This is a genomic window from Actinomadura syzygii, from assembly GCF_008085905.1.
GTDB lineage: Bacteria > Actinomycetota > Actinomycetes > Streptosporangiales > Streptosporangiaceae > Spirillospora > Spirillospora syzygii.
The window spans coordinates 518,353-543,215 of record NZ_VSFF01000007.1 but is presented as its reverse complement, the minus strand read 5'-3'; the positions used below and the strand labels follow the sequence as shown (position 1 = coordinate 543,215).

Sequence of the window (24,863 nt, the reverse complement as noted above, 5' to 3'; positions counted from 1 at the left end):
TGGGGTGCTCCTTCAGGAGAGGGGGCCGGTGACGGCCTCGGCGGCGGCGACCAGGGAGCCGTCCCTGACCAGCTCTGTCGTGGCGGCGATCTCGGGCGCGAGGTAGCGGTCCGGGCCCGGCGGCGGGACGACCTCGCGCAGCCGGGCGACCACGGCGGCGGTCGCCGGGCCGGGCCGCAGCGGGGTGCGCAGGTCGAGCGCCCGCGCGGCGGTGAGGATCTCGATGGCGACGACCTGCGCGAGACCCTCCACGGACCGGCGCAGCTTGCGGGCCGCGTTCCAGCCCATGGACACGTGGTCCTCCTGCATGGCCGAGCTCGGGATCGAGTCGGCGCTCGCCGGAGCGGCGCGGCGCTTCAGGTCGGACACGATCGCGGCCTGCGTGTACTGCGCGATCATGTGCCCGGAGTCGACGCCCGGGTCGTCGGCGAGGAAGGCGGGCAGCCCGGCGGAGCGGGCCTTGTCGAGCATCCGGTCGGTACGCCGCTCCGACATGGACGCGACGTCGGCGGCGGGCACGGCGAGGAAGTCCAGCACGTACGCGATCGGCGCGCCGTGGAAGTTGCCGTTGGACTCGACGCGCCCGTCCGGCAGGACGACCGGGTTGTCGATCGCGGACGCCAGCTCCCGGTGGGCGACGAGCTCGGCGTGCGCGAGCGTGTCGCGGGCCGCGCCGTTGACCTGGGGCGCGCAGCGCAGCGAGTAGGCGTCCTGGACGCGGGTGCAGTCGGGCCCGCGGTGCGACTCCATGATCTCCGAGTCGCCGAGCAGCGCCCGCAGGTTCGCGGCGGACGCGGCCTGCCCCGGATGCGGCCGCAGCGCCTGGAGGTCGGCGGCGAACACCCGGTCGGTGCCGAGCAGCGCCTCGACGCTCATCGCGGCGGCGACGTCGGCCGCCGTGAGCAGTGCGCGCAGGTCGTTGATCGCGAGGACGAGCATGCCGAGCATCCCGTCCGTGCCGTTGAGGAGGGCGAGGCCCTCCTTCGCGCCCAGCTCGACGGGCGTGATCCCGGCCTCGTCCATCGCCTGCGCGGCGGGTTTCAGCACGCCTTGCACGTCGCGGACCGAACCCTCGCCGATCAGCGCCAGCGCCACGTGTGCGAGCGGCGCGAGGTCGCCGGAGCAGCCGAGGCTGCCGTGCTCGAACACCTGCGGCGTGATGCCCGCGTTGAGCAGCGCCGCGAGCGTCCGGACGGTCACCGGCTGGACGCCGGTCCGGCCGGTGGCGAGCGTCCGCAGCCTGAGCAGCATCAGCGCCCGGACCACCTCCCGCTCCACCTCGGGACCCGTCCCGGCCGCGTGCGACCGGACGATGTTCAGCTGCAACTGCGCCCGCTTCTCGGGGGCGATGTGCCGGGTGGCGAGCGCGCCGAACCCGGTGGACACGCCGTACACCGGCGTCGGACGCGCCGACAGCTCCTCGACGTGCGCCCGCGCCTCCCCGACCAGCTTCAGCGCCTCCTCGGTCAGCGCGACCTCGGCGCCGTTCCGCGCGACGGCGACGACCTCGGCGAAGTCCAGCGGTTCCGGGCCTACCGCGACGCGTGCGTCCCCCATGTCCAAACCCATACCCACCATTAAGGCGTCCCGGCGCCGCGGGGCCCAGCCCCGGACGCGGTGATCTGTCTCAGATACGAGACAATGCCGGGATGAGCCAGGTCCCCGCCGCGCGCCGCGCGCTCGCCGTGCTGCGTCTGATGGCCGGGGCGCCCGGCCCGCTGCCCGCGTCCGCGATCGCCCGCGCCCTGGACCTGCCCCGCTCCAGCGCCTACCACCTGCTCGCCGCGATGGCCGAGGACGGCTTCGTCACCTACCTCCCGGAGGAGCGCCGCTGGGGCCTCGGCGTCGCCGCGTTCGAGATCGGCTCCGCCTACCTCCGGCACGAGCCGCTCGAACGGCTGGCGCGCCCCCTGCTGCGCCGCCTCGTCGACCGGCTGGGCGAGATCGTCCAGTTGGGCGTCCTGCACGGCGCGGAGACCCTCTACCTGCTCAAGGAGCAGCCGCCCCGGCACGCGACCCTCGTCACGGACGTCGGCGTCCGGATGCCCGCCCAACTCACCGCGAGCGGCCGCTCGATGCTCGCCTACCTGCCCCCCGCCCAGGTCAGGGCCCTGTTCCCGGGCCGCTTCGTCGACCGGACGGGCTCCGGCCCGAGCTCGCTGCGCGAACTCCGCCAGGTCCTGGCCGAGGACGCCCGGCGCGGCTGGTCGGCCGAGGACGGCCACATCACCGAGGGGTTCGCCAGCATCGCCGCCTGCGCCTTCGACCACACCGGCCACCCCACGGCCGCGATAACGGTCACCTTCCGCCGCACCGACCGCCCCCCGTCGTCCTGGCCATCGCTGGCGCCCCCCGTCCGCGAAACCGCCGCCCTCCTGACAACCCGCCTAGCCGGCCGCCCACCCAAACCCCACTGACCGGAAGACGGCCCGCCGACGCGTTCCCGCACCCGCCCCTCCCGCACAACTTGAATTCAGTGGGGGATGGGGATTTCCATCTTTGGGAGGTCGGGGGGCGGGGTGCGCCATTCACCGCTCAGGAGCACGCTCAGCGTGTAGACGTGCCAGAGCTGTTTGACCCAGTGTTTCGGGCGGTCGCGGACGCGTGTTGTCAGTGCCTCTCGGTCGACGATGTCGAAGAGGCTTTGGGGACCGTCCAGGATCTGGTCCAGCAGTAGCTTGCGGAAACCGTCGTCGTAGGAGACGCGCCAGTTGAAGGCGGCCGTCCTGCCCCGGGCCGGTGGGACCGCGCGGGCCCGCCACGCGCGTCTTCGGACGAGCCGGGGTTTCTGCTCGCGGTCGAAACGCCACCGCTTGCCCTCCGGCTGGATCTCCGCCAACTGCGGCGCGAGTTCCCGGATCAGCAGATAGAACGGGTATTCGCTGCGCCGCCAGCGTGGTTCGAGGGCCGTCGCCTCCCGTACCACCCGGTTGTCGAAGAACGGGTGGTAGAACGGGGAGTTCATGAGCGTCGCGCTGTGCGAGCCGACGATCCAGCGTCCGGTGCGGTAGTAGAGGTAAAGCTTGTCGAGCACGTCGAAGGCGTCGGTCTCGGCGAGTTCCGCCCAGGGCCGGTGTCCGGCGGCGGCGCGGGCGTTCGCGTCGGCGGTCAGGATCCGTCCGGCGGCGTGGAAGATGAGGTGGACGCGCTTCTTCAGCTTTTCGGGGCTGATGTCGTCCTGGTCGTAGAGAAAACCGCCGCGCAGCGTCTCACCACCCGATCCGGAGATTCCGGGAACCATTCGGTAGGGACGAAACCTGGCAACGCTCTCATAAGCGGAGTTCATCCCCTCGCACATGCGGATGACATGGGCGGCCCTGGCGAACGGGTGCTCCACCGTCACCGATTCCTTCGGCCCTTCGGGATGGGCCAAGTCCACGTTGTGCTCGATGCCGAGGGCCGTGGCGACCTGCGTGGCGAGAATGACGTCCGGATCGTCTGCGAAACCGTGCGTCGAGCCGGTGAACGGGACTCCCGCCGCATTCAGCACCGCGGCCATCAGGCGGCCGTCCCGGCCGCCCGAAAGCGAAAGAACGATCGGTTCGCGGTGCCTGGCCAGCGGCGCCACCGAGTCGACGAGCGCCTCCGCCAGCGGACGGATCAACTCCCGCTGCGACCGGTCTTTTCCTCGCGGGCTCCGGACCTCCGCAACGGGCTGCCGCCGAATGGCCGTCGGCCGCCCCGGCGCCGCGATCAGCACCGATCCGGCCGGGAGCGCCCGGACGCCGCGGAACGGCGTGTCGTCATTGGTGAAGAACCCGTGCCGGATCAGCGGATGCAGGACTTCGACCGCGAGGTCCGTCTCCGGTTCCTCGACGCCCGTCTCCACCGCCCGCGCCACGAGGTGGACCAGCAGCGAGCGGCTGCCCACCACCCGCGCCCCCGCCGCCTCCGCGTGGTAGACGGGGCAGACGCGGGCCATCGACGTCGCGGCCTCGATGCCGTCCTCGCTCGCCCGGTACACGGCGAAGACGCCGCCGAGTTCCGCGGCTGCGGCGCCCAGGTCGTCCTCGTTGAGCAGCAGGTCGCCGTCCTGCTTCGGCTCGGCGAGATGGCCGCAGTACCCGAGCCTGCGGCCGGACCCGCCGATCATGGTGGGGGGCAGCGGTTCCTCGTCCGGCTCGTTGGACCAGCCGAACAGCGCGACCTGGCCGTCGGGCGCCGTCCACTCCACGGGCCGGACGACGTCCGGCGGCACCGGGAACGCCGCGCCGACGGCGCGCCGGGCCGCGCGGAGGGCCACCGGCGGAATGCGTTCGCGCACTTCACGGGCGGCGAGCAGCAGATAGACGCGCACATCCGAAGACGATCACATCCCCGCCGGAGCCGACGCCGTGGAACGGTGCACTTAACTCGAAGTTTGCCCGCCATACGCCGGGCGGAGGCCGAATCGCCTCCCATCGGACGGCCGCGACCAGCGGTGACCGTCCAGTTCCGTTCCCGTGAACCGTTGTCCATCACGGCTCCTGATCATCAACAATCACTTGAATAGCGCCTTTGATAGGATTTACGGCACCTTGATCACCAGGGAGCATCGATGGACGAGGCCCTTCCAGACGACCCGGAGGAACGGCTTGCCAAGGCCCGCGAGCGGTTGATGTCGCTGCACGCCGAGCCGAATTCCGGGCCACCCGAAAATGGATCGCCGTCCGACCGCGGAATCGGCACGGCGGACGAGGAAAGGGTTCGGGCGACCGCGGTCGCCGGACGCCTGACCGGCCTTGAAATCGACCCCCGCGCGATGCGGAATTCGCCCGCGGAACTGGGCGAACACATCGCCGCCGCCGCGAACGCCGCGCTCGACGACCTGCGCGCGCGGTCGGCGTCCGCGAACACGGAACCGGTCGTCGACCCGGCGGCGCTCGTCCAGACATTGCGCGCCGTCCAGGAACAGGGCATGCGCCAGATGGCCCTGATCAACCAGGCCGTCGGCGAGGCGCTCGCGAAGGCGCGGGCGAGCATGCGATGAGCTACGAACGCGCCACCGACGACCTCGACAAGGTGCTCGGCGACGTCCTCGGCGCCGCGGCCGAGGCGCAGACGTCCCCGCCGACCCCGGACGAGGAGAGCGAGGGGCACGACCCCGACCGGACCGTCCGGGCGGTCGTCTCCCCGGACGGCCGGATCACGTCCGTGGAGATCGGCCCCCGCGCCGCGCGGCTGAACTCGCAGGAGATCGCCGAGCGCGCCGTCGCCGCGATCAACGCCGCGCTGGACGGCCTCTCGGCCCGGACGCCGACCGCCTTCGGCGACGCCGACCTGACCGCCCGCCTCCGCGAGGCGCAGGACCTCAGCGTGCGCCAACTCACCGAATACACGGAATCTCTGCGCGACTCGATCAACGCCCTGGGACGGAGCTGAGCGAAAATGGGCATGCCCGGATACGAGGTCGATCCCGAGGGAATCCGCCGATCCGGAATCGGCATCGGCTCCTCGGCGCAACAACTGAAGGCCGACTGGGAGGCGTTCCAAGGCGAACTCGCCGGATTCGGCGAACCGTGGGGAACCGACGACATCGGCTCCCTCATCGGCGGCGTCTACCAGGCCATCTACGAAGTCGCGGTCGAGTGCTACAACGAGAACCTGGATTCCATGTCCGAGGACGCCGAGGCCGTCCAGGCCGTGGCCGCGAACCATTTCGCCGCCGAACAGCACAACGTGACGGAGATCAACCGCGTCCGGGACGTGCTCGGCTGATGGGCCTGCAGTTACCCGGCGAACTCCGCTCCCTCCTGTCGATGCTGGGCTACAACTGGCCCGAGGCCGACGAGGTCAAGCTCATAGAAATGGGCAACGCCTGGCTACGTTTCGCGGGCTCCCACTCCGGCCCGCTCGGCGAGGCCGACTCCCAGGCCCAGCGCGTGTGGCAGGCCAACAAGGGCGACGACATCGAGGCGTTCCGCACGTCCTGGACCGCCGACGACTCCCCCAACAGCAACCTCCAGGACTTCACCACCGCCGCCAACATCATCGGCGCCGGCCTCATGATCTGCGGTGGAATCGTCCTGGCCCTGAAGATCAACGTAATCGTCCAACTGACCATCCTCGCCATCGAGATAGCCCAGGCCCTGGCCACCGCCGGCCCCACCTTCGGCGCCTCCCTAGCCGAAATCCCCATCTTCAAAGAAATAACCGGCGCCCTGATAGACATAATAATCGACCAGGCCCTCCAGGCCATCCTCAATGGCTGATGGCGGTCCTCGTGAGACGAATGACGTTACTGCTCATCGCCCTGTTCCTGGCATCCGCACTTCGGCGGCGCGGGCACGGCGGCGCGGGCGGGGCAGGACTGTTCGAGCCCGCGGTCCGGTGGATGCGCCGCAAGGTGCAGCGGAACAGGAGGCACCACCACATCTTTCGCGGAGAGATCAGGACGGCCCGCGGAGGCCCGTTGCAGGGCCAGCGGGTGCCGGGCGGCTACCACCATCGCTTCATGGGACAGGACTGGCCGGATCGCAGGATCGGAAACGTCACCGCGACCGGCCCGCATGGCACCTATCGCGCCCGAGTGCAGATGCGGGACGACAATGGACAATGGGTCGACAAGCCGTTCCCCAGTACGTTCTTTCCGGACAATTGGACGCCGCAGAGCGTCGATGGAACCATCCGAAAGGCGTTCGACGGACACACGGTGACGCAATTCGACCGACATGGAAATCCGCGCCGCTGGCAAGGCACGGCGGATGGTATCGTTGTCGAAGGATCTTTTCATCGCAACGGTCGCGACTGGGACTCGGGCTGGCCGGTCTTCTAATATCGGAATGAACAGAGATGGCGACGACGAGAATCAGGTTCTTTCGCAACGAGTTCGGCGTGGCGGCGAGCGAACCGGCCCACCCCGACTACGGCGCGCTCGGATCCATGCTGACCAGTGATGTGCAGAGCGATGTGACATCCTGCCTGGACGTACTCGCCTGGACCGAGGACGTATGGCACGGCCCCGACGACCAGAACTCCTGGCAGGGAAACTCCTGGCGTGTGGTCGTGGACGGACAAGGGGTACATCTGTCCGACCTCTACTCCGACGACTGGACCGGGGATTACCAATTCAGCGAGGCGCACGAGATAGTGCTCGCCTACCTCGCTTTCATCGCTCCGGAGGGGCCCGCACTTCGGACGGCGTTGAACACATGGGAAAGCGAGTGGAAGCGCTCGCACCCGTGCCGAGACCACCTGGGCTGAGCAACCGACGGCCAACGAGCCGCTCCGCCGGTGGCCGCCGTCCCATCTCCCGGAAGGGGCGGGGTGGAGCGGAGCGGGAGGCCGCGCGTAGCCCCTGGCGCGGTCCTCCCGTTCCGGCTAGCGGACTTCGGGGGTCAGCCGAAGTCGAGGTCGGAGCACTGGTAGAAGGCGTTGCCGGTGTCGGCGATGTCCCAGACGGCGAGCAGGATGTGCCTGCCGGTGCGCTGCGGGAGCGTACCGCTGTGGACGGTCGGGTTGGACGGCGGCCGTCCGTTGTCCTTCGTCGCGATGAAGGGGACGAGGTCCAGCGAGGCGCGGCTCAGCGGCGCGGTGCTGTTCCAGCCGTCCTTGGTGAGGAAGTAGCGGAACGACGTCGTCGCGTGCGCGGCGGTGAACGTCCAGCTGATGCTGAGGTTGGAGCCGCTCGTGACCTTCGTCGCGGGCCAGCCGGTGCCGCCGCGCTGGTCGTCGAGCGGGCTCCAGCGGCTGTCGGCGCCCGCGCAGATCGTGCCGTCGCGCGGGCCGCTGTTCGGGAAGCCCTTCGGGCCTTCGACGCCGTCCGGGTCCCACTGGACCTGGCCGCAGTTCTGGACCTTGTGGGTGCCGCACAGGTAGCTGCGGCTCGGCGGCGACGTGGTGTAGCCGTGTGAGAACGCCGGCACGGCGAGTGCCAGCGGGAGGCCGACGGTGACGGCCGCGGCCACGGCGAGGCTGGTCTTCCTTGGCATCCTGCTTCTCCTTGGCGGGAGGTACGCGGGGGTACCCGGAGGCGGAGGCGAGCCGACTGTACAGCCAACTCTAAGGAAACTTTCCTTTAAGTAAGGTGGGGGCTCGGCGGCGGCGCGTCAAGCGGTCCAGCGGAATCGGGCACGGCGCGCGGCGAATCTGGCACGTTCTGCACAGCGGCCCGGGGACGGCGGAGGCCCGTCGCCCCCGGGGGCGACGGGCCTCGGAAGCGGAGAGGTCAGGCCAGGCCGGACTTCTTCAGCCACTCTTCGGCGACCTTCTCCTGGTCGTCCTTGTCGATGGCGATGCGCTTCATCATGTCCAGGAGGTCCTGGGTGGTGAGCTTGGCGGAGACGGCGTTCAGCGCCGCCTTCGCGGTGTCGTTCACGGCCTTCTTGTTGACGAGCGGCGTGACGTTCTGGGCGCTGAAGACGTTCTTCGGGTCTTCGAGGACGACCAGCTTCTTCTCCTGGATCGTCGGGTCGGTGGTGAAGAGGTCGGCCGCCTGGACCTTGTTCTCGGTGAGCAGCTTCACCAGGGTGGCCTGCGCGCCGGCGTCGAACGGCTGGAACTTCTTGAATTCGAGCCCGTACACCTTCTTCAGGCCGACGAGGCCCTGCTGCCGGGTCTTGAACTCCGACGGCCCCGCGATCGTCAGCTCCTTGGCGACCGGGCCGAGGTCGGTGATCGAGTTCAGGTTGTACTTGGCGGCGGTCTGCGGGTTGACGGTGACGGAGTCCTTGTCCTCGGCCGGGGACGAGTTGAGGATCTCCACGCCCGCGGGCAGCTTCGCCTTCAGCTCGCTGTTGATCTGATCGGTCGTCGAAGCCTCGCTGTCCTTGTTGACGGACGTCGTCAGCAGCGCGCCGTTGTACTCCGGCATGACGCCGATGCCGCCCTTGACGACCTGGTCGTAGTAGACCTCGCGGGCGCCGATGTTGAACTTGCGGGTGACCTTGACGCCCTTGGCCTCAAGGGCCTGCGCGTACAGCTCGCCGATCAGGTTGCTCTCGGGGAAGTTGGCGCCGCCGACGATGACGGTGCCGCCGCCCCCGCCGCCCGACAGCGGGTTCTTGTCGTCGCCGCCGGAGTCCCCGTCGCCACAGGCGGACAGCGCCAGGGCGGCCACGAGGCCGACGACCGCGCCACGGATGAGTTTGTGCATTTTCCTGTTTGCCCTTCGGTCGGTCAGGAGGAACGGGCGGAGCCGAGCAGCCCCGGCGAGACGACGAGACGGCGCAGGCCCGCGAACGCCAGCTGGACGACCAGCGCGAGCAGCACCACGAGCACGGTGCCGCCGACGACCAACTGGTAGTCGCCGCGGGCGAGCCCGTCGATGATGTAGCGGCCGAGGCCGCCGAAGCCCGGGTACGCGGCGATCGTCGCGGTCGCGACCACCTGGATCGCCGACGTCCGCAGCCCGAGCAGGATCAGCGGCAGCGCCATCGGCAGCTCCGCGTGCCAGAGGACGCCCCAGCCGGTCATGCCCATGCCGCGGGCCGCGTCCTTGGCGTCGGCGTCCACGCCCCGGACGCCTTCGAACGTGTTCACGAGGATCGGCGGGACGGCCAGCGCGACCAGCGCGACCAGCACGGGCGTGATGCTGTACTCGATGACGACGACGAACAGCACCAGCCCGAACGTCGGGATCGCGCGGGCGACGTTGGCGACGCTGATCGCGAGGAAGCCGCCGCGCCCGGTGTGCCCGACGAGCAGCCCGAGCGCCAGCCCGATCACCGCCGCGAACAGCAGCGACACCCCGCTGTAGTAGAGGTGCTGGAGCAGCCGGTGCGGGATGCCGTCGCCGCCGTGCCACTGGGACGACGCGGTCAGCCACGTCCAGAACAGGTCGATCTGGTTCCAAAGGTCGTTCATGCGGCCCTCCCCCTCGCCCGCGCCCAAGGCGTGAGCACGCGTTGGAGCGTTACCAGGAGTGCGTCCGTGATCAGGGCCAGCAGGACGATCAGGACGGTCGCGGCGACGATCTGCGTCTGGAACTGGAGCTGGTAGCCGCGGATGATGTCGTAGCCGAGCCCGCCCTGCCCGATGAGCTGGCCGACCGCGACGAGGCTGATGGACGACACCGCCGCCACCCGCGTCCCGGCGATCACGATGGGGACGGCGATCGGCAGCTCGACCCGCAGCAGCCGGCGCAGCGGGCCGAAGCCCATCGCGGTCGCCGCCTGCCGGACGGGCTCGGACACCGACGCCAGGCCGTCCACGACGTTCGGGACGAGCACCGACAGGCTGTAGAGGGTCAGCGGGATCATCACGGTGGACGCGGTCAGCCCGGTGTACTGGATGAAGATCATGAACAGCGCGAGCGACGGGATCGCGTACAGCACGTTCGCGATGGTCAGCGTCGGCGGGTAGAGCCAGCCCCAGCGGCGGCACAGCACGCCGAGCGGCAGCGAGATGAGCAGTCCGAACACGACCGGCAGCAGCGCGAGCCGCAGGTGGATCAGGGCGTGCTCGGTCAGCGTGTCGCGGTGGTCGCCGATCCAGGCCCAGTCGATGTCCATCAGCCGTCGTCCTCCGGGCCGGACGAGCCGTGGGTGGGGACGGCGAGCAGGTCGGTGCCCGCCGCCGTGCCGACCACCGCGCCGTCGCCGTCGACGCCGACCGCGAGCCCGGCCGGGGACAGGACGGCCGCGTCCAGCGCGACGCGCACCGAGTCGGCGCCGACCCGGAACGTGGCGCCGACCGGGTCGAGCCTCGCCTCCGCGAGCGTGCCCTCGACCCCGGCGGGCCGCGTCCAGCCGAGCGGCCGCCGCTCGTCGTCGACGACGAGGACCCAGTCGAGCCCTGCGGCGTCGGCGGCGGCGGCCGACCCGGGCCGGACGGCGTCGTCGCTGAGCCGCAGCCCGCTCGTCGTCGCGAAGGACAGGGTGCGGATGCCGCGGTTCTGGCCGATGAACCCGGCGACGAAGTCGTCGGCCGGATGGGCGAGGAGGTCCTCGGGGCTGTCGACCTGGACGAGCTTCCCGCCCGTCTGGAAGACCGCGATCTTGTCGCCGAGCTTGATGGCCTCGTCGATGTCGTGCGTGACGAACACGATCGTCTTGTGCAGCTCGTCCTGGAGGCGGAGGAACTCGTCCTGCAGCTCGGCGCGGACGACGGGGTCGACGGCGCTGAACGGCTCGTCCATCAGCATGACCGGCGGGTCGGCGGCGAGCGCCCGCGCGACGCCGACGCGCTGCTGCTGCCCTCCGGAGAGCTGGAACGGGTACCGCTTGGCCATCGTGCGGTCGAGCCCGACCCGCTCCATCAGCTCCAGCGCCCGTTCGCGCGCCTTCTTCTTGTTCCATCCCAGCAGGTAGGGGACGGTGGCGATGTTGTCCTCGATGGTGCGGTGCGGGAACAGCCCGGCGTGCTGGATGACGTACCCGATGCCGCGCCGCAGCTCGGCGGGGCGCTTCTCGCGGACGTCCTCGCCGTCGATGAGCACGCGGCCGGACGTCGGCTCGACCATCCGGTTGATCGTCCGCAGCGCGGTGGTCTTGCCGCCGCCGGACGTGCCGACGAACACGGTGATGCGGCCCGTGGGGCATTCGAGACTGACGTCGTCGAGCGCGACGGTGCCTCCGGGATAGCGCTTTGTCACGCCCTCAAAGGTGATCAACGATTCACGTCCTCGTGGGGGCGCCCTCGACGCCGATGATCGACTCCGGCCTTCTCGACAAACCGTAACCGGGGATACGGTCAGGTGGTTGTACCGGCTTGTCCGGAACTTCAGTTGTTGAGCATAACGACCAGGAATCCAGGGAAAGTAGCTGCGGGGCGTGGAGAACGGCCGAATCGTTATCGACGGGACGGCGCTGACCTGCGCCGAGGTGGTACGCGCCGCACGGGCGGATGTGACCGTTTACATATCGCCGGACGGTGTCGAACGCGCAGCTGAGGCGAATCTGGTGGCCGCCGAGGTCGCCGCGGCGCAGCCGGTCTACGGCCGGACGACCGGCGTCGGCGCCAACCGCGTCGTGGACGTCGAGTGGGAGGACGCCGACGCGCACGGCCTGCGCCTGCTGCGCAGCCACGCCTCCGGGGCCGGGCCGCTGGTCGCGCCGGAGATCGTCCGGGCGATGCTGACGGTGCGGCTGAACCAGATCGCGGCGGGCGGCTCCGGGGTGGAGCCGGGCGTGCTCGGGGCGCTCGCGGACGTCCTCAACCTGGGTCTGCTGCCGCCCGTCCCGGTGCACGGGGCGATCGGCACCGGCGACCTGACCGCGCTCGCCTCGACCGCGCTCTGCCTGCTCGGCGAGCGCGCCTGGCTCGCCGGGCCGGACGGCGCGCCGGAGCGCGGCCCCGGCTACCGGCTGCGCTCGGCCGACGCGCTCGCGTTCATCAGCTCCAACGCGGCCACGCTCGGGGAGGCCGCGCTCGCCGTGGCGGACCTGCGCGAGCTGCTCGCCGCGTCGACGGTGGTCGCCGCGCTGTCGCACTTCGCCGTCCGCGGGTCGATCGAGCCGTACGCGCGGCAGGTGCAGGACGCCTGCCCGCACCCCGGCCAGCAGGACGCCGCCGCGGCGATGCGGACGCTGCTCGCGTTCGACCAGCCCGCGCCGGCGCGCATCCAGGACCCGTACGGCTACCGCGCGTTCCCGCAGGTGCACGGCCCCGCGCTGGAGGCCGCCGCGTACGCCGAAGAGGTCGTCACCCGCGAACTCAACGCCGCCGCCGAGAACCCGCTGGTCGACGTGCAGGGACGGACGGTGTGGCACAACGGCAACTTCCACACCGCCTACGTCGGCCTCGCCCTGGACGCGGCCCGCGCCGCCCTGTTCCAGACGATGGCGCTCGCCGCCGCCCGGCTCGGGACGCTCGCCGAGCCGTCGTTCACCGGCCTGTACCCGTTCCAGGGCGAGACGGAGGCGTCGTCGGGGATCATGATCCTGGAGTACGTGGCGCACTCCTGCCTCGCCGACGTCCGGCGGCTCGCCACCCCGGCGGCGCTCGGCAGCGCGGTGCTGTCGCGCGGCGTGGAGGAGCACGCGGGCTTCTCGACCCAGTCGGCGCGCGCGACGACCGACGCCGTCGCCGCCTACCGGCTCGGGCTCGGCTGCGAGCTGGTCGCGGCGGCGCGGGCGCTGCGGATGCAGGGGCGGGCGCCGTCCGGCGGGCCGCTGCGCGCGGCCCTGGCGCTGGCCGACGGCGTCCTCGACCCGCGCGTGGCGGACCGTCCGCTGGACGCCGACATCGCCGCCGCCGCGGACCTGCTCCCCCGCCTCGCCGCCCTGCACCCCTGACCCCTAGGGCGCGGTGGGGCCGGTCGAGGCGCGGACGCGCAGCGACGGCTCGCGGACGACCCGGCGCCGCCGCGGCTTGCCGTCGATGACGTCGACGACCAGCCGGACGGCCGAGTGCACGATGCCGTCGATGTCCCAGTCGACGGTGGTGAGCGGCGGCGTGAGCAGCGCCGACATCGGATGGTTGTCGTACCCGCAGACGGCGACGTCGGCGGGCACGCCGAGGCCGAGCTCGCGGGTGGCGGCGTAGACGCCGTAGGCGATGGAGTCGGCGAAGCAGAACACCGCGGACGGACGGTCGGGCCCGCCGAGCACGCGCATGGCGACCTCGGTGGCGGCGGCGAGCGACTGCGGCACGACGACGACGTCGACGCGCAGCCCGAGCCGCTCGGCCTCGGCGTTGACGTGCACGTCGGCCGGACGGTCGGGCGTGCTCGCGCCGGTCGGGGTGAACACGGTGACGCGCTGGTGGCCGAGGTCGCGCAGGTGCTCCAGCGCGAGCGTGACGCCGCGCCGGTTGTCGAACACGACCTCGCCCTGGGCCTGGCCGCCGTGCAGCGCGTCGCCGATGGAGACGACCGGGACCGCGGCGGCGAGCTCCGACCAGAACGCGGCGGACGGGTCGAGCGGCTGGACGATCAGGCCGTCCACCCGCTGGTCGCGCAGCCGCCGGGCGAGGGCCAGCTCGCGCTCGGGGTCGCCGCCCGCGTCGACGATCAGGGCGTAGCGGTCGCGGGCCAGCAGCGCCCGGCCGATGCCGACGGCGAGGGACTGCTGCCAGTAGTCCTCGAGGGAGCCGCAGAGCAGGCCGACCTGGTCGGTGCGCCCGCTGGCCAGCGCGCGGGCGATCGGATGCGCCTCGTAGCCGAGCTCCTCGGCCGCGGCCCGGACCCGCTCCTGGGTCTCCTCCGACGTCTGGATGCCGCGCAGCGCGTACGACACGGCGGCGGGCGACAGCCCCGTCGCCTGCGCCACTTCCCGGATGGTCGCGCGTTTGCGCTTCTCCGACATCCCCCCAACCCTAGACGGCACCGCTGACAATCCGCCGGACCCATCTTGACGGCGACATTCTTAACCGCTTCACTGAAACGGTTAACTGATGCGGTTCAGTGATGCGGTTCAGCAGCCGTGTCCTGCCGGTTCGTCCCAGCGCGAACGGGGGCCCGAATTGCCGGGAGCCGCATCGGCGAAATCCCGCGAGAGCGAAATGTCCGAGAGGAGCGCACCGTGTCGTCCGAGGTCCTGTCCCGTCCCGCCGGTTTCGAGCGCCTGCCCGGCCGCCCGCTCGACGAGGGCGAACTGCGCGCGCTCGTCGACGACCTGGCGGAGCGGCCGGAGCTGTGGCGGCAGCACGTCGCCTTCCCCGGCGGACGCCGCCACTACGCGTCCCTCCACCGCGACGAGCACGTCGACGTCTGGCTCCTGTGCTGGACGCCCGACAACGACACCGGATGGCACGACCACGACGTCTCATCCGGCGCCGTCCGCGTCGTCGCCGGGGCGATCGAGGAGAACAACCCGCGCATCGGCGGCGAGCCCGTCCGGACGGTGGTCAGCGAGGGGAGGTCGTTCTCCTTCGGCCCGGACCACATCCACCGGCTCACCGGCGTGGACGCCTCGTCCGTCTCCATCCACGCCTACTCGCCGCCGCTGAACCGGCTCGGCCAGTACTCCATCGACGAGTCGGGCGTGATGCGCCGCATGGCGGTCGACTACACCGAGGAGCTGCGCCCGCCGGGCGAGGAGTCCTGACCGGGCCGAGGCGAGTCGCGGGCCGCCGGGGCTGGAACCTCCGGTGGGCCCGACCGGGGGAGACGAACCCACCGGAGGGGGCGCCCGGCCGAAGCCCGCTCACGTCGGCCGGACGCCCACACTTCCTCCAGCGCACCCGGCCCGGAACGTGTCACACCCTCGCGTTCACCTGCCCGCGCCCGCGTCGGCCGGAGCGCGAAGCCGGGGCTCAGCGCCGCCATTGAGAGCTTCGCCGGTTCTGGGCTGGGAGTCGCTCTTCTCACTCTGACGGGTCAGCTTGGCGAACGGCTCGGACGCCCGCATCGGCTCAAGGGAGGCGCGCAGCCGCGTCCGCATCCAGGCCGCCCCCGGACGCTCCACCAGCCGGTGCACCGCGTAGGCCGCCGCGAGGGACGCCCCGACCGCCACGCCCAGCGCCGCCCACCGGTTGAGCCCGGGATAGATCGCGTCCAGCAGCGGAAGCGCGAGCTGCGAATGGACGAGGTACAGCGGATACGTCAGCGCCCCTAGAACGGTGAGCCCCGGCCACCGCACCCACCCCAGCCGTCCGGTCGCGACGAGGATCATCACGGCGAAGACGGCGGTGATGACGGCGCTGACGACGACCTTGTCCGCGCCGTGGAAGGCGTTCGCCGCACGCCAGGCGCCCCAGCGCAGCGCCAGCAGGTACGACACGGCGACGTATCCCCACAGCAGCAGCGTCGGCCCGAACCGGTGGATCAGGAAGAGGGCCATGCCCGCGATGAAGTACGCGCTCCACGTCGGCACCAGCATGACCTGGAGCAGCTTGTTCCCCGCCTCGTCCGCGTAGAGGCCGCCGAACAGCCAGGCCGCCATGAAGATGAGGCAGGAGCGGTACGTGATGCCGATGCCCGCCAGGATGGCCATCAGCACGTAGAAGTGGAGTTCGACCCAGAGCGTCCAGTAGACGGCGTCGAGGTTCCGCACCCCGAGCCCGCCCTGCAGCATCGTCAGGTTGGGGACGACCACCCCGGACACGCCGTTCCCCTGCTCGAACACCGCGTAGACGAACGCGCCCAGGAGCACGCTCACCCAGTACGCGGGCATCAGCCGGACGAGCCGCGACACCCCGAACTCCCCCGGCCCGCGTCCCCACGCGCTCATCAGGATCACGAAGCCGCTGATGACGAAGAACAGGTCGACGCCGAGGTAGCCGAACCGGGTGACGTCCGCGATCTCGGGGAACACCTTGCGCGCGGCCGACGGCCACGGCCCCGGACCGCCGAACCCGGTGAAGTGGTACAGCACCACGGCGAGCGCGGCGGCGAAGCGCAGCAGGTCGAGTTCGCGCAGCCGTCCCGTACGCGGGGTTTCCGGTCGAGTCACCGCGGAACCCTCTCGGCGTGAGGTTTCCCCGCGAGAGCCGCGGAGTGAACGGCGGGTGTAGGAGAAGCCGCGATTCCCCGTACGCATCCGCCCGTACCGCCACGACACCGAGCGACTCGCCCCCCGCCGCGCGCCGGATCAGTAAGATGCCCGTGACCCTCCGAGACCTCCGCGGTCCTCGACGATTAGGTGGTCCCTCGATGACATCTCGCCGCGCCCGCCGCGGCGCGGCGATCCTCGCGCTGTGCCTGGGCCTGGTGGCGGCCGCGTCCGCGACCGGCTGCTCCGCGTTCGGCGGGCAGGTCCACCGGTCGGCCGCGGCGGACGGCCCGGGACGCGCCGGCGCGCCCGAGCCGCGCCGCAGCCCGTCCGTGGTGATGTTCCTCGGGGACAGCTACACCGTCGGCGACCGGGGCGTCGGGCCGGAGACGACGTACGCGTCGGCGACCGGGCGGCTGCTCGGCTGGCAGGTCGTCGTGGGCGGGCGCGGCGGCACCGGGTTCGTCGCGCGGGGCGGCGGCCCGCACTCCTTCCTCGGGCACTTCGAGAACCAGCTCGGCTGGCGGCCCGCGCCGGACATGCTGGTCGTGTCCGGCGGCCACAACGACTGGCGGTACCCGGCGCCGCAGGTCGCGGCGGCGGCGCACCTGCTGCTCGAACGCGCCCGGCAGCGCTGGCCCGGCACCCACATCCTGCTCGTCGGACCGCTGTGGGGGACGGACGCCCCGCCGGCGGGCGCGCTCGCCGTCCAGGTCGCGCTGAAGAACCTCGCCGGGCAGCTCGGCATCCCGTTCGTCGACCCGATCGGCGAGCGGTGGATCACCGGCGACCGGCTGGCCGGCACCGGCAACGCCGCGCAGTTCATCAAGCACGACCGCACCCATCCGAACGAGGCGGGCCACCGGTACCTGGCGACCCGCCTCGCCGCCGACCTCGAGCGGCTGGGGCTCGACCACCCCGTCCGGAAGGACTGAGCGCGCCGGAAGGACTGAGCGCGCCGGAAGGACTGAGCGCGCTGGAAGGACTAGGCGCCCGCCGGACGGGCGAGGCCGAGAGAGAAGTCGCCCGCCGCGTCCGTCCAGAACTCGGCGAGCCGCAGCCCGGCCGCGTCGAGCTCCGCCTCCAGCCGCGCCCGCCGGAACTTGGCGGAGACCTCGGTGCGCATCTCCTCCCCCGCCGCGAACGACACCGCGAGGTCCAGCCCGCGGACGTGCACGTCCTGGTCGCGGACGGACCGCAGCCGCATCTCGATCCACTCCTCGGCCTCGTCCCAGACGGCGACGTGCTCGAAGGCGTCCGGGTCGAAGTCGGCGTCCAGCTCCCGGTTGATGACCCGCAGGACGTTCCGGTTGAACTCGGCGGTGACCCCGGCCTCGTCGTCGTAGGCGCGGACGAGCCGTCCCGTGTCCTTGACGAGGTCGGCGCCGACCAGGAGGAAGTCGCCGTCGCCCATGGTGGCGCGCAGGCCGCCGAGGAACCCGACGCGGTCGGCGGGCGGCATGTTGCCGATCGTCCCGCCGAGAAACGCGATCAGCCGCCGCTCGCCGCCGGGCAGCAGGTGCAGGTGCTGCTCGTAGTCGGCGACGACGGTCCGGACGGTGAGGCCCGGGTGGTCCGCCGCGATCCCGGCGGCGGCCTCCTCCAGGAACTCGCCGCTCACGTCCACCGGGACGTAGCCGCGCAGCGTCCCGGACAGCGCGTCGAGCAGCAGCCGGGTCTTCTCGCCCGACCCGGCGCCGAGCTCCACGAGCGTGCGGGCGCCGGTCGCCGCGGCGATCGCGGGCGCCCGCGCGGCGAGGATCTCCCGCTCGCGGCGGGTCGGGTAGTACTCCTCCAGTTTCGTGATCTTCTCGAAGAGCTCGCTGCCGCGCTCGTCGTAGAACCACTTGGGCGGCAGGGTCTTCGGCGTCCCCGCCAACCCCTCGCGGACGTCGCGGCGGAGCGTCTTGGCGAGGTCGTCGGCGGTCAGGAACCGGTCCACGTGGTTCTCCTTCAAGGCGGGTTCAGAACTTCGGAGCGGTCGGTCTCTCAGAGAGCGGGTCGGTTTCTCAGAGCGGGGCGATGGAGACGCCGGACGCGAGCCCGGCCGTGACGAGCGAGCGGTCGGGCACGAGCCGCCATTCCGGGCCGTCGTCCAGCGGCTCGGACGCGATCCGGATCTCGCCGTCGCCCTCCCGGACGAACAGCGAGTCGCCCCACGTCGTGGCGGCCAGGGACGTCCCGTCGGAGGCGAGCAGGTTGTAGCGGCCGGGCGCGAGGGCGGTGACCGCGGCGACGACCTCCGCCAGGCCGTCGGCGAGCGGGCGCCCCTCCCGCCACAGCCGCACGGCGAGGGCGAACAGCGGCGCGGAGTCGACCGGGGCGCGCGCGTCCGGCACCCCGGCCACGTCCCCGGCCAGCTCGCGGAGCTTGCCCTCGACGCCGTCGTAGCCCTCGATCTTCCCGTTGTGGCTGAACAGCCACGTCCCGGCGCGGAACGGCTGGGCGCACGACTCGTCCACCGGGAAGCCGACCGTCGCCGACCGGATCGCCGCGACCGCGCACGACGCGCGTACGGCGCCCGCCACCTCGCGGAACGACTGGTCCGTCCAGAGCGGCTGGGCCCGGCGGAACCGGACGGGACGTCCGTCCTGGTACCAGCCGACGCCGAATCCGTCCGCGTTGAGCAGGTTCCCCTGCGTCATGCGCGGCGCGTACGCCTGGGTCTCCAGGGAGTGCCCGCCGTCGTAGACGAGCGACTCCAGCGTCCGGTCGGGTCCGAGGTAGCCGATGTGGCGGCACATTCAGCGGCCCTCCCCGTCCGCGGACCGCGCACACCGGAAGCCCGCGAAGATCTGCCTCCTGATGGGGTAGTCCCAGTTGCGGAACGACCCGCGGACGGCGAGCGGGTGCGTCGCCCACGAGCCGCCGCGCAGCACCTTGTACTCGGGGCCGAAGAAGACTTCCGAGTACTCCCGGTAAGGGAACGACCGGAATCCGGGGTAGCCGTGGAAGTCGGACGACGTCCACTCCCACACGTCGCCGACCATCCGCCGCACCCCGTACGCGGACGCGCCCGCCGGATACGACCCCGCCTCGGCCGGGCGGAGCGTCCGCTGCCCGAGGTTGGCGCGCCCCTCCTCGTAGACGTCGCCCCACGGGTACGTGCGGGACCGCTGGACGGACGGGTCCCACCGGGCGGCCTTCTCCCACTCCGCCTCGGTCGGCAGCCGCTTGCCCGCCCACCGCGCGTAGGCGTCCGCCTCGTACCAGCACACGTGCTGGACGGGCTCGCCCGGCGGGACGATCTCCGTCCTGCCGAACCGGCGCCGCAGCCACTGCCTGTTTTCGCGTGACCAGAACGCGGGGGCGCGTTTGCCGCTCGCGTTGCGCCATTCCCATCCGGCCGGGTGCCACCAGCGCGGGTCGGCGTATCCGCCCGATTCGACGAAGGCGATGTAGGCGGCGTTGGTCACCGGTTCTGCGTCGATGTAGTACGCGGGTAGGTCGACCATGTGCGCCGGACGCTCGTTGTCGTACGCCCACGGGTCGTCCGAAGTGCCCATCTGGAAAGGGCCCGCTTCGATCAGCACCTCGTCCGTTCCGGATATCTCGGCGCCCTTTTCCAGGATTTCGGCCAGGGGGTCGAGTAGGGCGGGGACGCCCTTGCGGAGTTGGTGTGTGGCGAGCATGGTCTCGTCGTGCATGTGCTCGTGCTGCACGACCATCCGGTAGACGAAACCGTCCGCGGTCAGGGGATCGGGCGTGTCGAACCGCACCGACGCGAGCGAGTCGAGCACCTTGGACCGGACGGTCGCGATGTACGAGCGCGCGTCCTCCGGCGACAGCAGCGGCAGCGACGGCCGTTCGGCGCGCGGGTGCTCGAACGCGTCGTACAGGTCGTCGATCTCGGGGCGCATCGCCTCCACGCCCGCGGCCTCGCGCAGCAGCCACAGCTCCTCGTAGTTGCCGACGTGCGCGAGGTCCCACACGAGCGGCGACATCAGCGGCGACACCTGGGCGGTCAGGTCGTGCTCGGCGAGGACGTCGGTGGTGAGGCCGAAGCTCCGGTCCCGCACCGCGCCGAGCTCGGCGGCGATCAGCTCCTTCAGGTCGTCCTCGGCGCGGGGGCCGTGGAAGCTCGTCGCGGTCATGTCAGGTCCTCCTTTTCGGTCGGGGTGGACGGGGACGGCGTGGTCAGGGGCGTGGTCAGGGGCGTGGACACGGGCGTGGAGAACGGTCTGGACGGCGGTGCCGACGGGACGTCGTCGGCGGGGCTGCGTCCCCGCTCGACGTACCGGCGGGCGTACTCGTCCACCAGCGGGACGAGCCCGGACGCGCCGAGCCGCGGCAGCGCGTCGACCGCCGCGGCGAAGCAGGCCCGCGCGGCGGCCGCGAGGCACGGCTCGGACAGCCCGTGCCGGGCGGCCTCCGCCCAGCGGTGCGCGACCGGCTCGGTCGCGGCCTCGGCGATCCGCGCGGCGGCCGGGTCGTCCAGCAGCGCGGTCGCGACGGCCACCGGCACCGGCCAGTACCGGGCGGGCAGCGCGTCGATCATCCGCAGCTCCAGCCAGCCCCGTGGCCGAACGGGCGGGAACAGCGTGGTGAGGTGGTAGGTCAGGTCCTCCTCGTCGGGCTCGCCCTTGGCGAGCCACTCCAGGAACGTCATGCCCGGGTCGGCGGCCCACTCGCCCGTCGCGGTGTGGACGAGCATCACCCGGGCGTCGAGCGCGTACCGCGTCCACGCCTCGGCGGGGTCGCCGTCGTCGCCCTCCCGCAGGACGGGCAGCGTGCGGCACGGGTCGAGCTCGGTCCAGATGCCCTGCCTGGACGAGCGCAGCCCGGTCCGCCGCCCGGCGCGCAGCGGCGAGTTCGCGAACGCGGCGACCAGCACCGGGCCGAGCGCGTGCGCGAGCCGCCAGCGCCGGACGGCGTCCCGGCCGTCGGCGCCGATGTCCAGGTTGACCTGGACGGACGCCGTCGAGCACATCATCGCGAGGCCCGCGTCCGTGAAGCCGGCCGCGAGGAAGTAGTCGCGCATGCAGGCGTAGCGCGGATGCTCGGCCTGGAACACCGGCGACCGGACGGGGTCGACGCCGTGCCCGCTGAGCGCGAGCCCGTCCGGCGCGAGCGCGTCCCGCACGTGCGCGATGTCCCCGCCGAGCGCCGCGTGCAGCGCGCCGAGCCCGGCGAACGGCGCGGAGCTGAGCTCGATCTGGCCGCCGGGCTCGTAGGTTACCCGGCTCCCGCCGGTCGGCGGACCGGCGTCCGCGACCAGTGACCGGACCCGGTCGCCGGACACGTACGCGGTCGGATCGGACGTGTCGACAACGAGCCATTCGGTCTCGGCGCCGACCGTCCCGGGCGGTCCCGTCTTGAAGCAGACCCCGCGAATGTGCTGGTAGACGTCGTCTACGGTGAGCCTGGTCACGATCACCCCCGCGAAACTCGATAGCGGGTTCGAGACCTTCCCTGCTGAACCGGATCAGGAATCCGGTAATTTTCATGAACTTTCGTAAATCTCCGTGAACGTGACCGTCCGCTGCCGAAACGATCACCTTCCGTACTATTCGACGTTTCGCCCAATCCCGGACTTCTCAGACATCAACCGGAAGCGCTAGAGTCCCGTCGTCCGGCGGTATGCACCAATTGTGAGGAGGGCCACATGGGCGTGGAGATGAGCTCGCTGTACGACGCCCATGCCGACCGCCTGTACGCGTACTGCTGGTCGCTGCTCGGCGACCGGGACGCCCCCGCGGCCGTCGGCGACGCCTTCGCGTCCGCCGTCCACCACCCGCCGCGCGGCGACCGCGTCCTCTGGCTGTACTCGCTGGCCCGGTCCGCGTGCGCCGAGCGCGGCGCGTTCACCGGCCCGGCCGGGCGCTCGGCGGGACGGCGGGAGGAGCCCCTGTTCGCGGCCTCGGACCCGCTGCTGCGGGCCGCCGCTGGGCTGCGCTCCGACCACCGCGAGGTGCTGCTGCTGTGGGCGGGCGAATGGCTCGAACCGCACGACATCGCGCTCGTCCTCGGCATCGCGCCCGACACGGTCGCCCAGCTGCTCAACGCGGCCCGGACGCGGCTCGAACGGGCCGTCCTCGACTTCCTCATGCGCGGCACGACCGAGCCGCGCCTCGACCTCATCTCCGCGTTCGAGAAGGGGCGGCTGCCGCAGCTCCTCGCCCGCCGGGCGCCGTCCGGCGCGCCGCGCGAGCTGCGCCACCGCGTCCTCGCCGCGTGCGAGGCCGAGGCGATCCGGCCGCTGCCGACCGTCGCCGCCCCGAGCCCGCTCATCGTGATCGGCTCCGAGCAGGGCCGCCCCGGCCGCTCCGGGCCCGACGCGCCGGCCGGTCCGCTGTCGAAGGGCCTCGGCGCCGCGGCGGGGCTCGCCGCCGCCGCGGCCGCCGTCGTCGGGCTGCTCGCGTCCTGGCCGTCCTCCGGGAAGGGCGAGGGGGCCGCCTCGCTGGTGCCGACGGCGAGCACCGGCCAGACGGACCCGGCCTCGATGCGGACGAACGGCGTCCTGGAGAACCCGCGCCCCGGCCTCACCGGGACGGAGCGGGCCTCCGAGCACCCGCCGAGGAGCGTCGTGTTCGGCGACCCCCGGCAGGAGCGCGGGACGCCGCACCGGACGCCCTCGCCGGTCCCGTACCCGTCCGACGACCCGTCCGGCTCCCCGTCGCCCGGCAAGGACCCGTCGCGCGCCCCGACCGACCCCGGCGACCCGTCGACGCCGCCGACCACGCCCCCGCCCAGTCCCGGCGATCCGTCGACGCCGCCCTCGGGCGAGCCGACCGACCCGACGACGCCGCCGACCGGCGACCCCACCGACCCGCCGGTGGAGGGGCCGGGGACGGCGTCGCCGAGCCCGACGTCCAACCCGACCCCGTCCCCCGACACGAGCCAGGGCGGCTGACCGGCGGTCTCGAACGGCGCTCTCGAACGGCGCCTCACGCGGCGGCGGCGCCGTCCACCGGGGTGCTCCCCCGCCGGACGAGCAGCGCCGCGAGGACCGCGACCACGGCGACCGCCCCGGCGACCGTCAGCGCGTTCTGGAAGCCGTCCATGAACGCGAGGTGGCTGCCGGTCGTGATGGCGTCGGCCGTCTTGGCGGACGACCCCGGCGGGACGGGCGCCACGCCCTGCGAGACGATCCCGCCCTGACCGGCGACCTGCTCCGCCGTGGAACCGGGCACCCCGGCGTCGGTGAGGTGTCCGAAGAGCACGTCCCCGACCTTGGTGGACAGCAGCACGCCCAGCACGGACGTGCCGAGCACGCCGCCGACCTGCGCGGCCGTCTGCTGGAGCCCGCCCGCGACGCCCGCGAGGTGCGCGGGCGCGTTGCCGACGATGGCCTCGGTGCCCGCGACGATCACCATGCCGAACGCCAGCCCGACGAGCACGAACCACGGCCAGAGCTGGACGTAGGGCGCGTCCACCCCGATCCGCGACAGGCCGAACATCGCGGTCGCGGTGAACGCCATCCCGAGGACGAGCGGCAGCCGCGGCCCGAACCGGCTGGTCAGCGCGCCCGCCAGCGGGGACGCGACGATGAACACGCCGGTCATCGGGAGCATCCGGACGCCCGCGTCCACCGGGCTCATGCCGTGCACCTGCTGCAGGTACAGGGTGATGAAGAAGATCGTCCCGAACATGCCGAAGAAGCCGAGGACGATGAGCCCGGTCGCCGCCGACAGCGACACCGAGCGGAACAGTCCGAGCGGCAGCAGCGGACGCTCCACCCGCAGCTCGTTCACGACGAACGCGGCGAACAGGACGGCCGCCGCCGCGAACGAGACGAGCGGGACGCCGTCCCCGAAGCCGTGCTCGCCCGCCTTGATCAGGCCCCAGACCAGCGCGAACAGCGCGCCGGTGAGCAGCGCGACGCCGGACAGGTCGAACGAGCCCGCGGCGTCCTCGTCCTTGGACTCGCGGATCACCCAGAGGCCCACGAGCAGCGCGACGACGCCGAGCGGCGCGTTCAGGAAGAAGACCGACTCCCAGTTGACGTTCTCGACGAGGAGCCCGGCGACGATCGGGCCGCCGGCGATCGAGATGCCGACGGTGGAGCCCCAGATGCCGATGGCCGCGTTCAGCCGCTCGGCGGGGAAGGTGTTGCGCAGGATGGCGAGGCTGGCGGGCTGCAGGAGCGCCCCCGCGAACCCCTGCACGACGCGCCAGAAGATGACCATCCCGAGCCCGCCGGACAGCCCGATCAGCACCGAGGAGACGGCGAACCCGACCACGCCGGCGAGGAACGTCCGCTTCCGGCCGAACCGGTCGGCGATCTTCCCGGCGGGGATCAGCGTGACGGCGAGCGCCAGCAGGTAGGCGTTGGTGACCCACTGGAGCCCGGACAGGCTCGCGCCGAGGTCGCGGGCGATCGCGGGGTTGGCGATGGCCACGACGGTCGCGTCCAGGCCGACCATCATCACGCCGAGCGCGACGGCGACGAGCGTGAGCCAGGGATGGCCGTGGCCGCGCCGCGCCGGCCGCCCGCGCGGCTGGTCGCGCGGGGATATGCGAACGGCGCCGGGGTCGATCCTCTCGGCGCCCTGGAACTGAGTCATGTGGGACCTCCGGTGTGAGCAGGCCCTCAAACTGTCATGCTCTGACACTTGGCGTCAACCGCCG

General features: G+C 72.1%; 25 protein-coding genes. 11 read left to right on the top strand and 14 right to left on the bottom strand.

Annotated elements, in window-relative coordinates; genetic code table 11:
- Positions 1-12 precede the first annotated feature (12 nt).
- Positions 13-1,557: a histidine ammonia-lyase gene (gene hutH / locus FXF65_RS20430; RefSeq protein WP_148351540.1), complete on the bottom strand. Its 1,545-nt coding sequence runs from the start codon at positions 1,555-1,557 to the stop codon at positions 13-15.
- A 92-nt stretch (positions 1,558-1,649) separates the two neighbouring features.
- Here hutH and FXF65_RS20425 point away from each other — a divergent pair, with 92 nt between their 5' ends.
- Complete coding sequence (locus tag FXF65_RS20425) at positions 1,650-2,417, top strand: IclR family transcriptional regulator (RefSeq protein WP_148351539.1); 768 nt, start codon at positions 1,650-1,652, stop codon at positions 2,415-2,417.
- Between the two features lie 56 nt (positions 2,418-2,473).
- Here the strand turns inward: FXF65_RS20425 and FXF65_RS20420 are convergent, their stop codons facing one another.
- A complete protein-coding gene (locus FXF65_RS20420; protein ID WP_148351538.1) occupies positions 2,474-4,297 on the bottom strand; it encodes an asparagine synthase-related protein in 1,824 nt (607 codons plus the stop codon).
- 240 nt (positions 4,298-4,537) lie between these two features.
- Here FXF65_RS20420 and FXF65_RS20415 point away from each other — a divergent pair, with 240 nt between their 5' ends.
- The 6 genes from FXF65_RS20415 to FXF65_RS20390 are packed head-to-tail and all read left to right on the top strand — an operon-like array spanning position 4,538 to position 7,182.
- Positions 4,538-4,969 (top strand): YbaB/EbfC family DNA-binding protein, encoded by a 432-nt coding sequence (locus tag FXF65_RS20415; RefSeq protein WP_148351537.1) that lies wholly within the window; start codon positions 4,538-4,540, stop codon positions 4,967-4,969.
- Positions 4,966-5,361, top strand: a complete 396-nt coding sequence (locus FXF65_RS20410) for a YbaB/EbfC family nucleoid-associated protein (protein ID WP_148351536.1) — start codon at positions 4,966-4,968, stop codon at positions 5,359-5,361. The genes FXF65_RS20415 and FXF65_RS20410 overlap by 4 nt, the downstream gene beginning before the upstream one ends.
- Positions 5,362-5,367: 6 nt before the next feature.
- Positions 5,368-5,697, top strand: coding sequence for a hypothetical protein (locus FXF65_RS20405; protein ID WP_148351535.1), 330 nt, complete (start codon positions 5,368-5,370; stop codon positions 5,695-5,697).
- Positions 5,697-6,191: a WXG100-like domain-containing protein gene (locus FXF65_RS20400; protein WP_148351534.1), complete on the top strand. Its 495-nt coding sequence runs from the start codon at positions 5,697-5,699 to the stop codon at positions 6,189-6,191. The genes FXF65_RS20405 and FXF65_RS20400 overlap by 1 nt, the downstream gene beginning before the upstream one ends.
- Positions 6,191-6,754: an EndoU domain-containing protein gene (locus FXF65_RS20395; RefSeq protein ID WP_148351533.1), complete on the top strand. Its 564-nt coding sequence runs from the start codon at positions 6,191-6,193 to the stop codon at positions 6,752-6,754. The genes FXF65_RS20400 and FXF65_RS20395 overlap by 1 nt, the downstream gene beginning before the upstream one ends.
- 17 nt (positions 6,755-6,771) lie before the next feature.
- Positions 6,772-7,182, top strand: a complete 411-nt coding sequence (locus tag FXF65_RS20390) for a hypothetical protein (RefSeq protein WP_148351532.1) — start codon at positions 6,772-6,774, stop codon at positions 7,180-7,182.
- Between the two features lie 134 nt (positions 7,183-7,316).
- On the opposite strand, the gene FXF65_RS20385 is transcribed toward FXF65_RS20390, so the two are convergent.
- The 5 genes from FXF65_RS20385 to FXF65_RS20365 all read right to left on the bottom strand — a co-directional run bounded on the left by FXF65_RS20385 (position 7,317) and on the right by FXF65_RS20365 (position 11,530).
- Positions 7,317-7,910: a lytic polysaccharide monooxygenase auxiliary activity family 9 protein gene (locus FXF65_RS20385; RefSeq protein ID WP_148351531.1), complete on the bottom strand. Its 594-nt coding sequence runs from the start codon at positions 7,908-7,910 to the stop codon at positions 7,317-7,319.
- A 236-nt stretch (positions 7,911-8,146) separates the two neighbouring features.
- Positions 8,147-9,073, bottom strand: a complete 927-nt coding sequence (locus tag FXF65_RS20380; RefSeq protein WP_148351530.1) for an ABC transporter substrate-binding protein — start codon at positions 9,071-9,073, stop codon at positions 8,147-8,149.
- Positions 9,074-9,096: 23 nt separating this feature from the next.
- On the bottom strand, positions 9,097-9,783 hold the full coding sequence (locus FXF65_RS20375; RefSeq protein WP_148351529.1) for an ABC transporter permease: 687 nt from the start codon (positions 9,781-9,783) through the stop codon (positions 9,097-9,099).
- Complete coding sequence (locus FXF65_RS20370; protein WP_148351528.1) at positions 9,780-10,430, bottom strand: ABC transporter permease; 651 nt, start codon at positions 10,428-10,430, stop codon at positions 9,780-9,782. The genes FXF65_RS20375 and FXF65_RS20370 overlap by 4 nt, the downstream gene beginning before the upstream one ends.
- Positions 10,430-11,530: an ABC transporter ATP-binding protein gene (locus tag FXF65_RS20365; protein ID WP_148351527.1), complete on the bottom strand. Its 1,101-nt coding sequence runs from the start codon at positions 11,528-11,530 to the stop codon at positions 10,430-10,432. The genes FXF65_RS20370 and FXF65_RS20365 overlap by 1 nt, the downstream gene beginning before the upstream one ends.
- A gap of 160 nt (positions 11,531-11,690) precedes the next feature.
- Between FXF65_RS20365 and FXF65_RS20360 the strand changes: the two genes are divergently transcribed.
- A complete protein-coding gene (locus FXF65_RS20360) occupies positions 11,691-13,154 on the top strand; it encodes an aromatic amino acid ammonia-lyase (protein ID WP_148351526.1) in 1,464 nt (487 codons plus the stop codon).
- 3 nt (positions 13,155-13,157) lie between these two features.
- On the opposite strand, the gene FXF65_RS20355 is transcribed toward FXF65_RS20360, so the two are convergent.
- Positions 13,158-14,165 (bottom strand): LacI family DNA-binding transcriptional regulator, encoded by a 1,008-nt coding sequence (locus FXF65_RS20355; protein ID WP_148351525.1) that lies wholly within the window; start codon positions 14,163-14,165, stop codon positions 13,158-13,160.
- A gap of 216 nt (positions 14,166-14,381) precedes the next feature.
- Between FXF65_RS20355 and FXF65_RS20350 the strand changes: the two genes are divergently transcribed.
- Positions 14,382-14,906, top strand: coding sequence for a cysteine dioxygenase (locus tag FXF65_RS20350; protein ID WP_148351524.1), 525 nt, complete (start codon positions 14,382-14,384; stop codon positions 14,904-14,906).
- A gap of 165 nt (positions 14,907-15,071) precedes the next feature.
- On the opposite strand, the gene FXF65_RS20345 is transcribed toward FXF65_RS20350, so the two are convergent.
- Positions 15,072-16,253, bottom strand: a complete 1,182-nt coding sequence (locus FXF65_RS20345) for an acyltransferase family protein (protein ID WP_187412409.1) — start codon at positions 16,251-16,253, stop codon at positions 15,072-15,074.
- Between the two features lie 200 nt (positions 16,254-16,453).
- On the opposite strand from FXF65_RS20345, the gene FXF65_RS20340 reads away from it, so the two are divergent.
- Positions 16,454-17,227 (top strand): SGNH/GDSL hydrolase family protein, encoded by a 774-nt coding sequence (locus FXF65_RS20340; protein ID WP_148351522.1) that lies wholly within the window; start codon positions 16,454-16,456, stop codon positions 17,225-17,227.
- Positions 17,228-17,277: 50 nt separating this feature from the next.
- On the opposite strand, the gene egtD is transcribed toward FXF65_RS20340, so the two are convergent.
- The 4 genes from egtD to egtA form a co-directional block, all read right to left on the bottom strand.
- A complete protein-coding gene (gene egtD / locus FXF65_RS20335) occupies positions 17,278-18,234 on the bottom strand; it encodes an L-histidine N(alpha)-methyltransferase (RefSeq protein WP_148351521.1) in 957 nt (318 codons plus the stop codon).
- Positions 18,235-18,301: 67 nt separating this feature from the next.
- On the bottom strand, positions 18,302-19,036 hold the full coding sequence (gene egtC, locus FXF65_RS20330; protein WP_148351520.1) for an ergothioneine biosynthesis protein EgtC: 735 nt from the start codon (positions 19,034-19,036) through the stop codon (positions 18,302-18,304).
- Positions 19,037-20,386, bottom strand: coding sequence for an ergothioneine biosynthesis protein EgtB (gene egtB, locus FXF65_RS20325; RefSeq protein ID WP_148351519.1), 1,350 nt, complete (start codon positions 20,384-20,386; stop codon positions 19,037-19,039).
- Positions 20,383-21,663 (bottom strand): ergothioneine biosynthesis glutamate--cysteine ligase EgtA, encoded by a 1,281-nt coding sequence (egtA, locus tag FXF65_RS20320; RefSeq protein ID WP_148351518.1) that lies wholly within the window; start codon positions 21,661-21,663, stop codon positions 20,383-20,385. The genes egtB and egtA overlap by 4 nt, the downstream gene beginning before the upstream one ends.
- A gap of 234 nt (positions 21,664-21,897) precedes the next feature.
- Here egtA and FXF65_RS20315 point away from each other — a divergent pair, with 234 nt between their 5' ends.
- Positions 21,898-23,145 carry an RNA polymerase sigma factor gene (locus FXF65_RS20315; protein WP_148351517.1) on the top strand — a complete coding sequence of 416 codons (1,248 nt, stop codon included), beginning with the start codon at positions 21,898-21,900 and terminating at the stop codon, positions 23,143-23,145.
- A gap of 34 nt (positions 23,146-23,179) precedes the next feature.
- Here the strand turns inward: FXF65_RS20315 and FXF65_RS20310 are convergent, their stop codons facing one another.
- Positions 23,180-24,799, bottom strand: a complete 1,620-nt coding sequence (locus FXF65_RS20310; protein ID WP_148351516.1) for an MFS transporter — start codon at positions 24,797-24,799, stop codon at positions 23,180-23,182.
- Positions 24,800-24,863 lie beyond the last annotated feature (64 nt).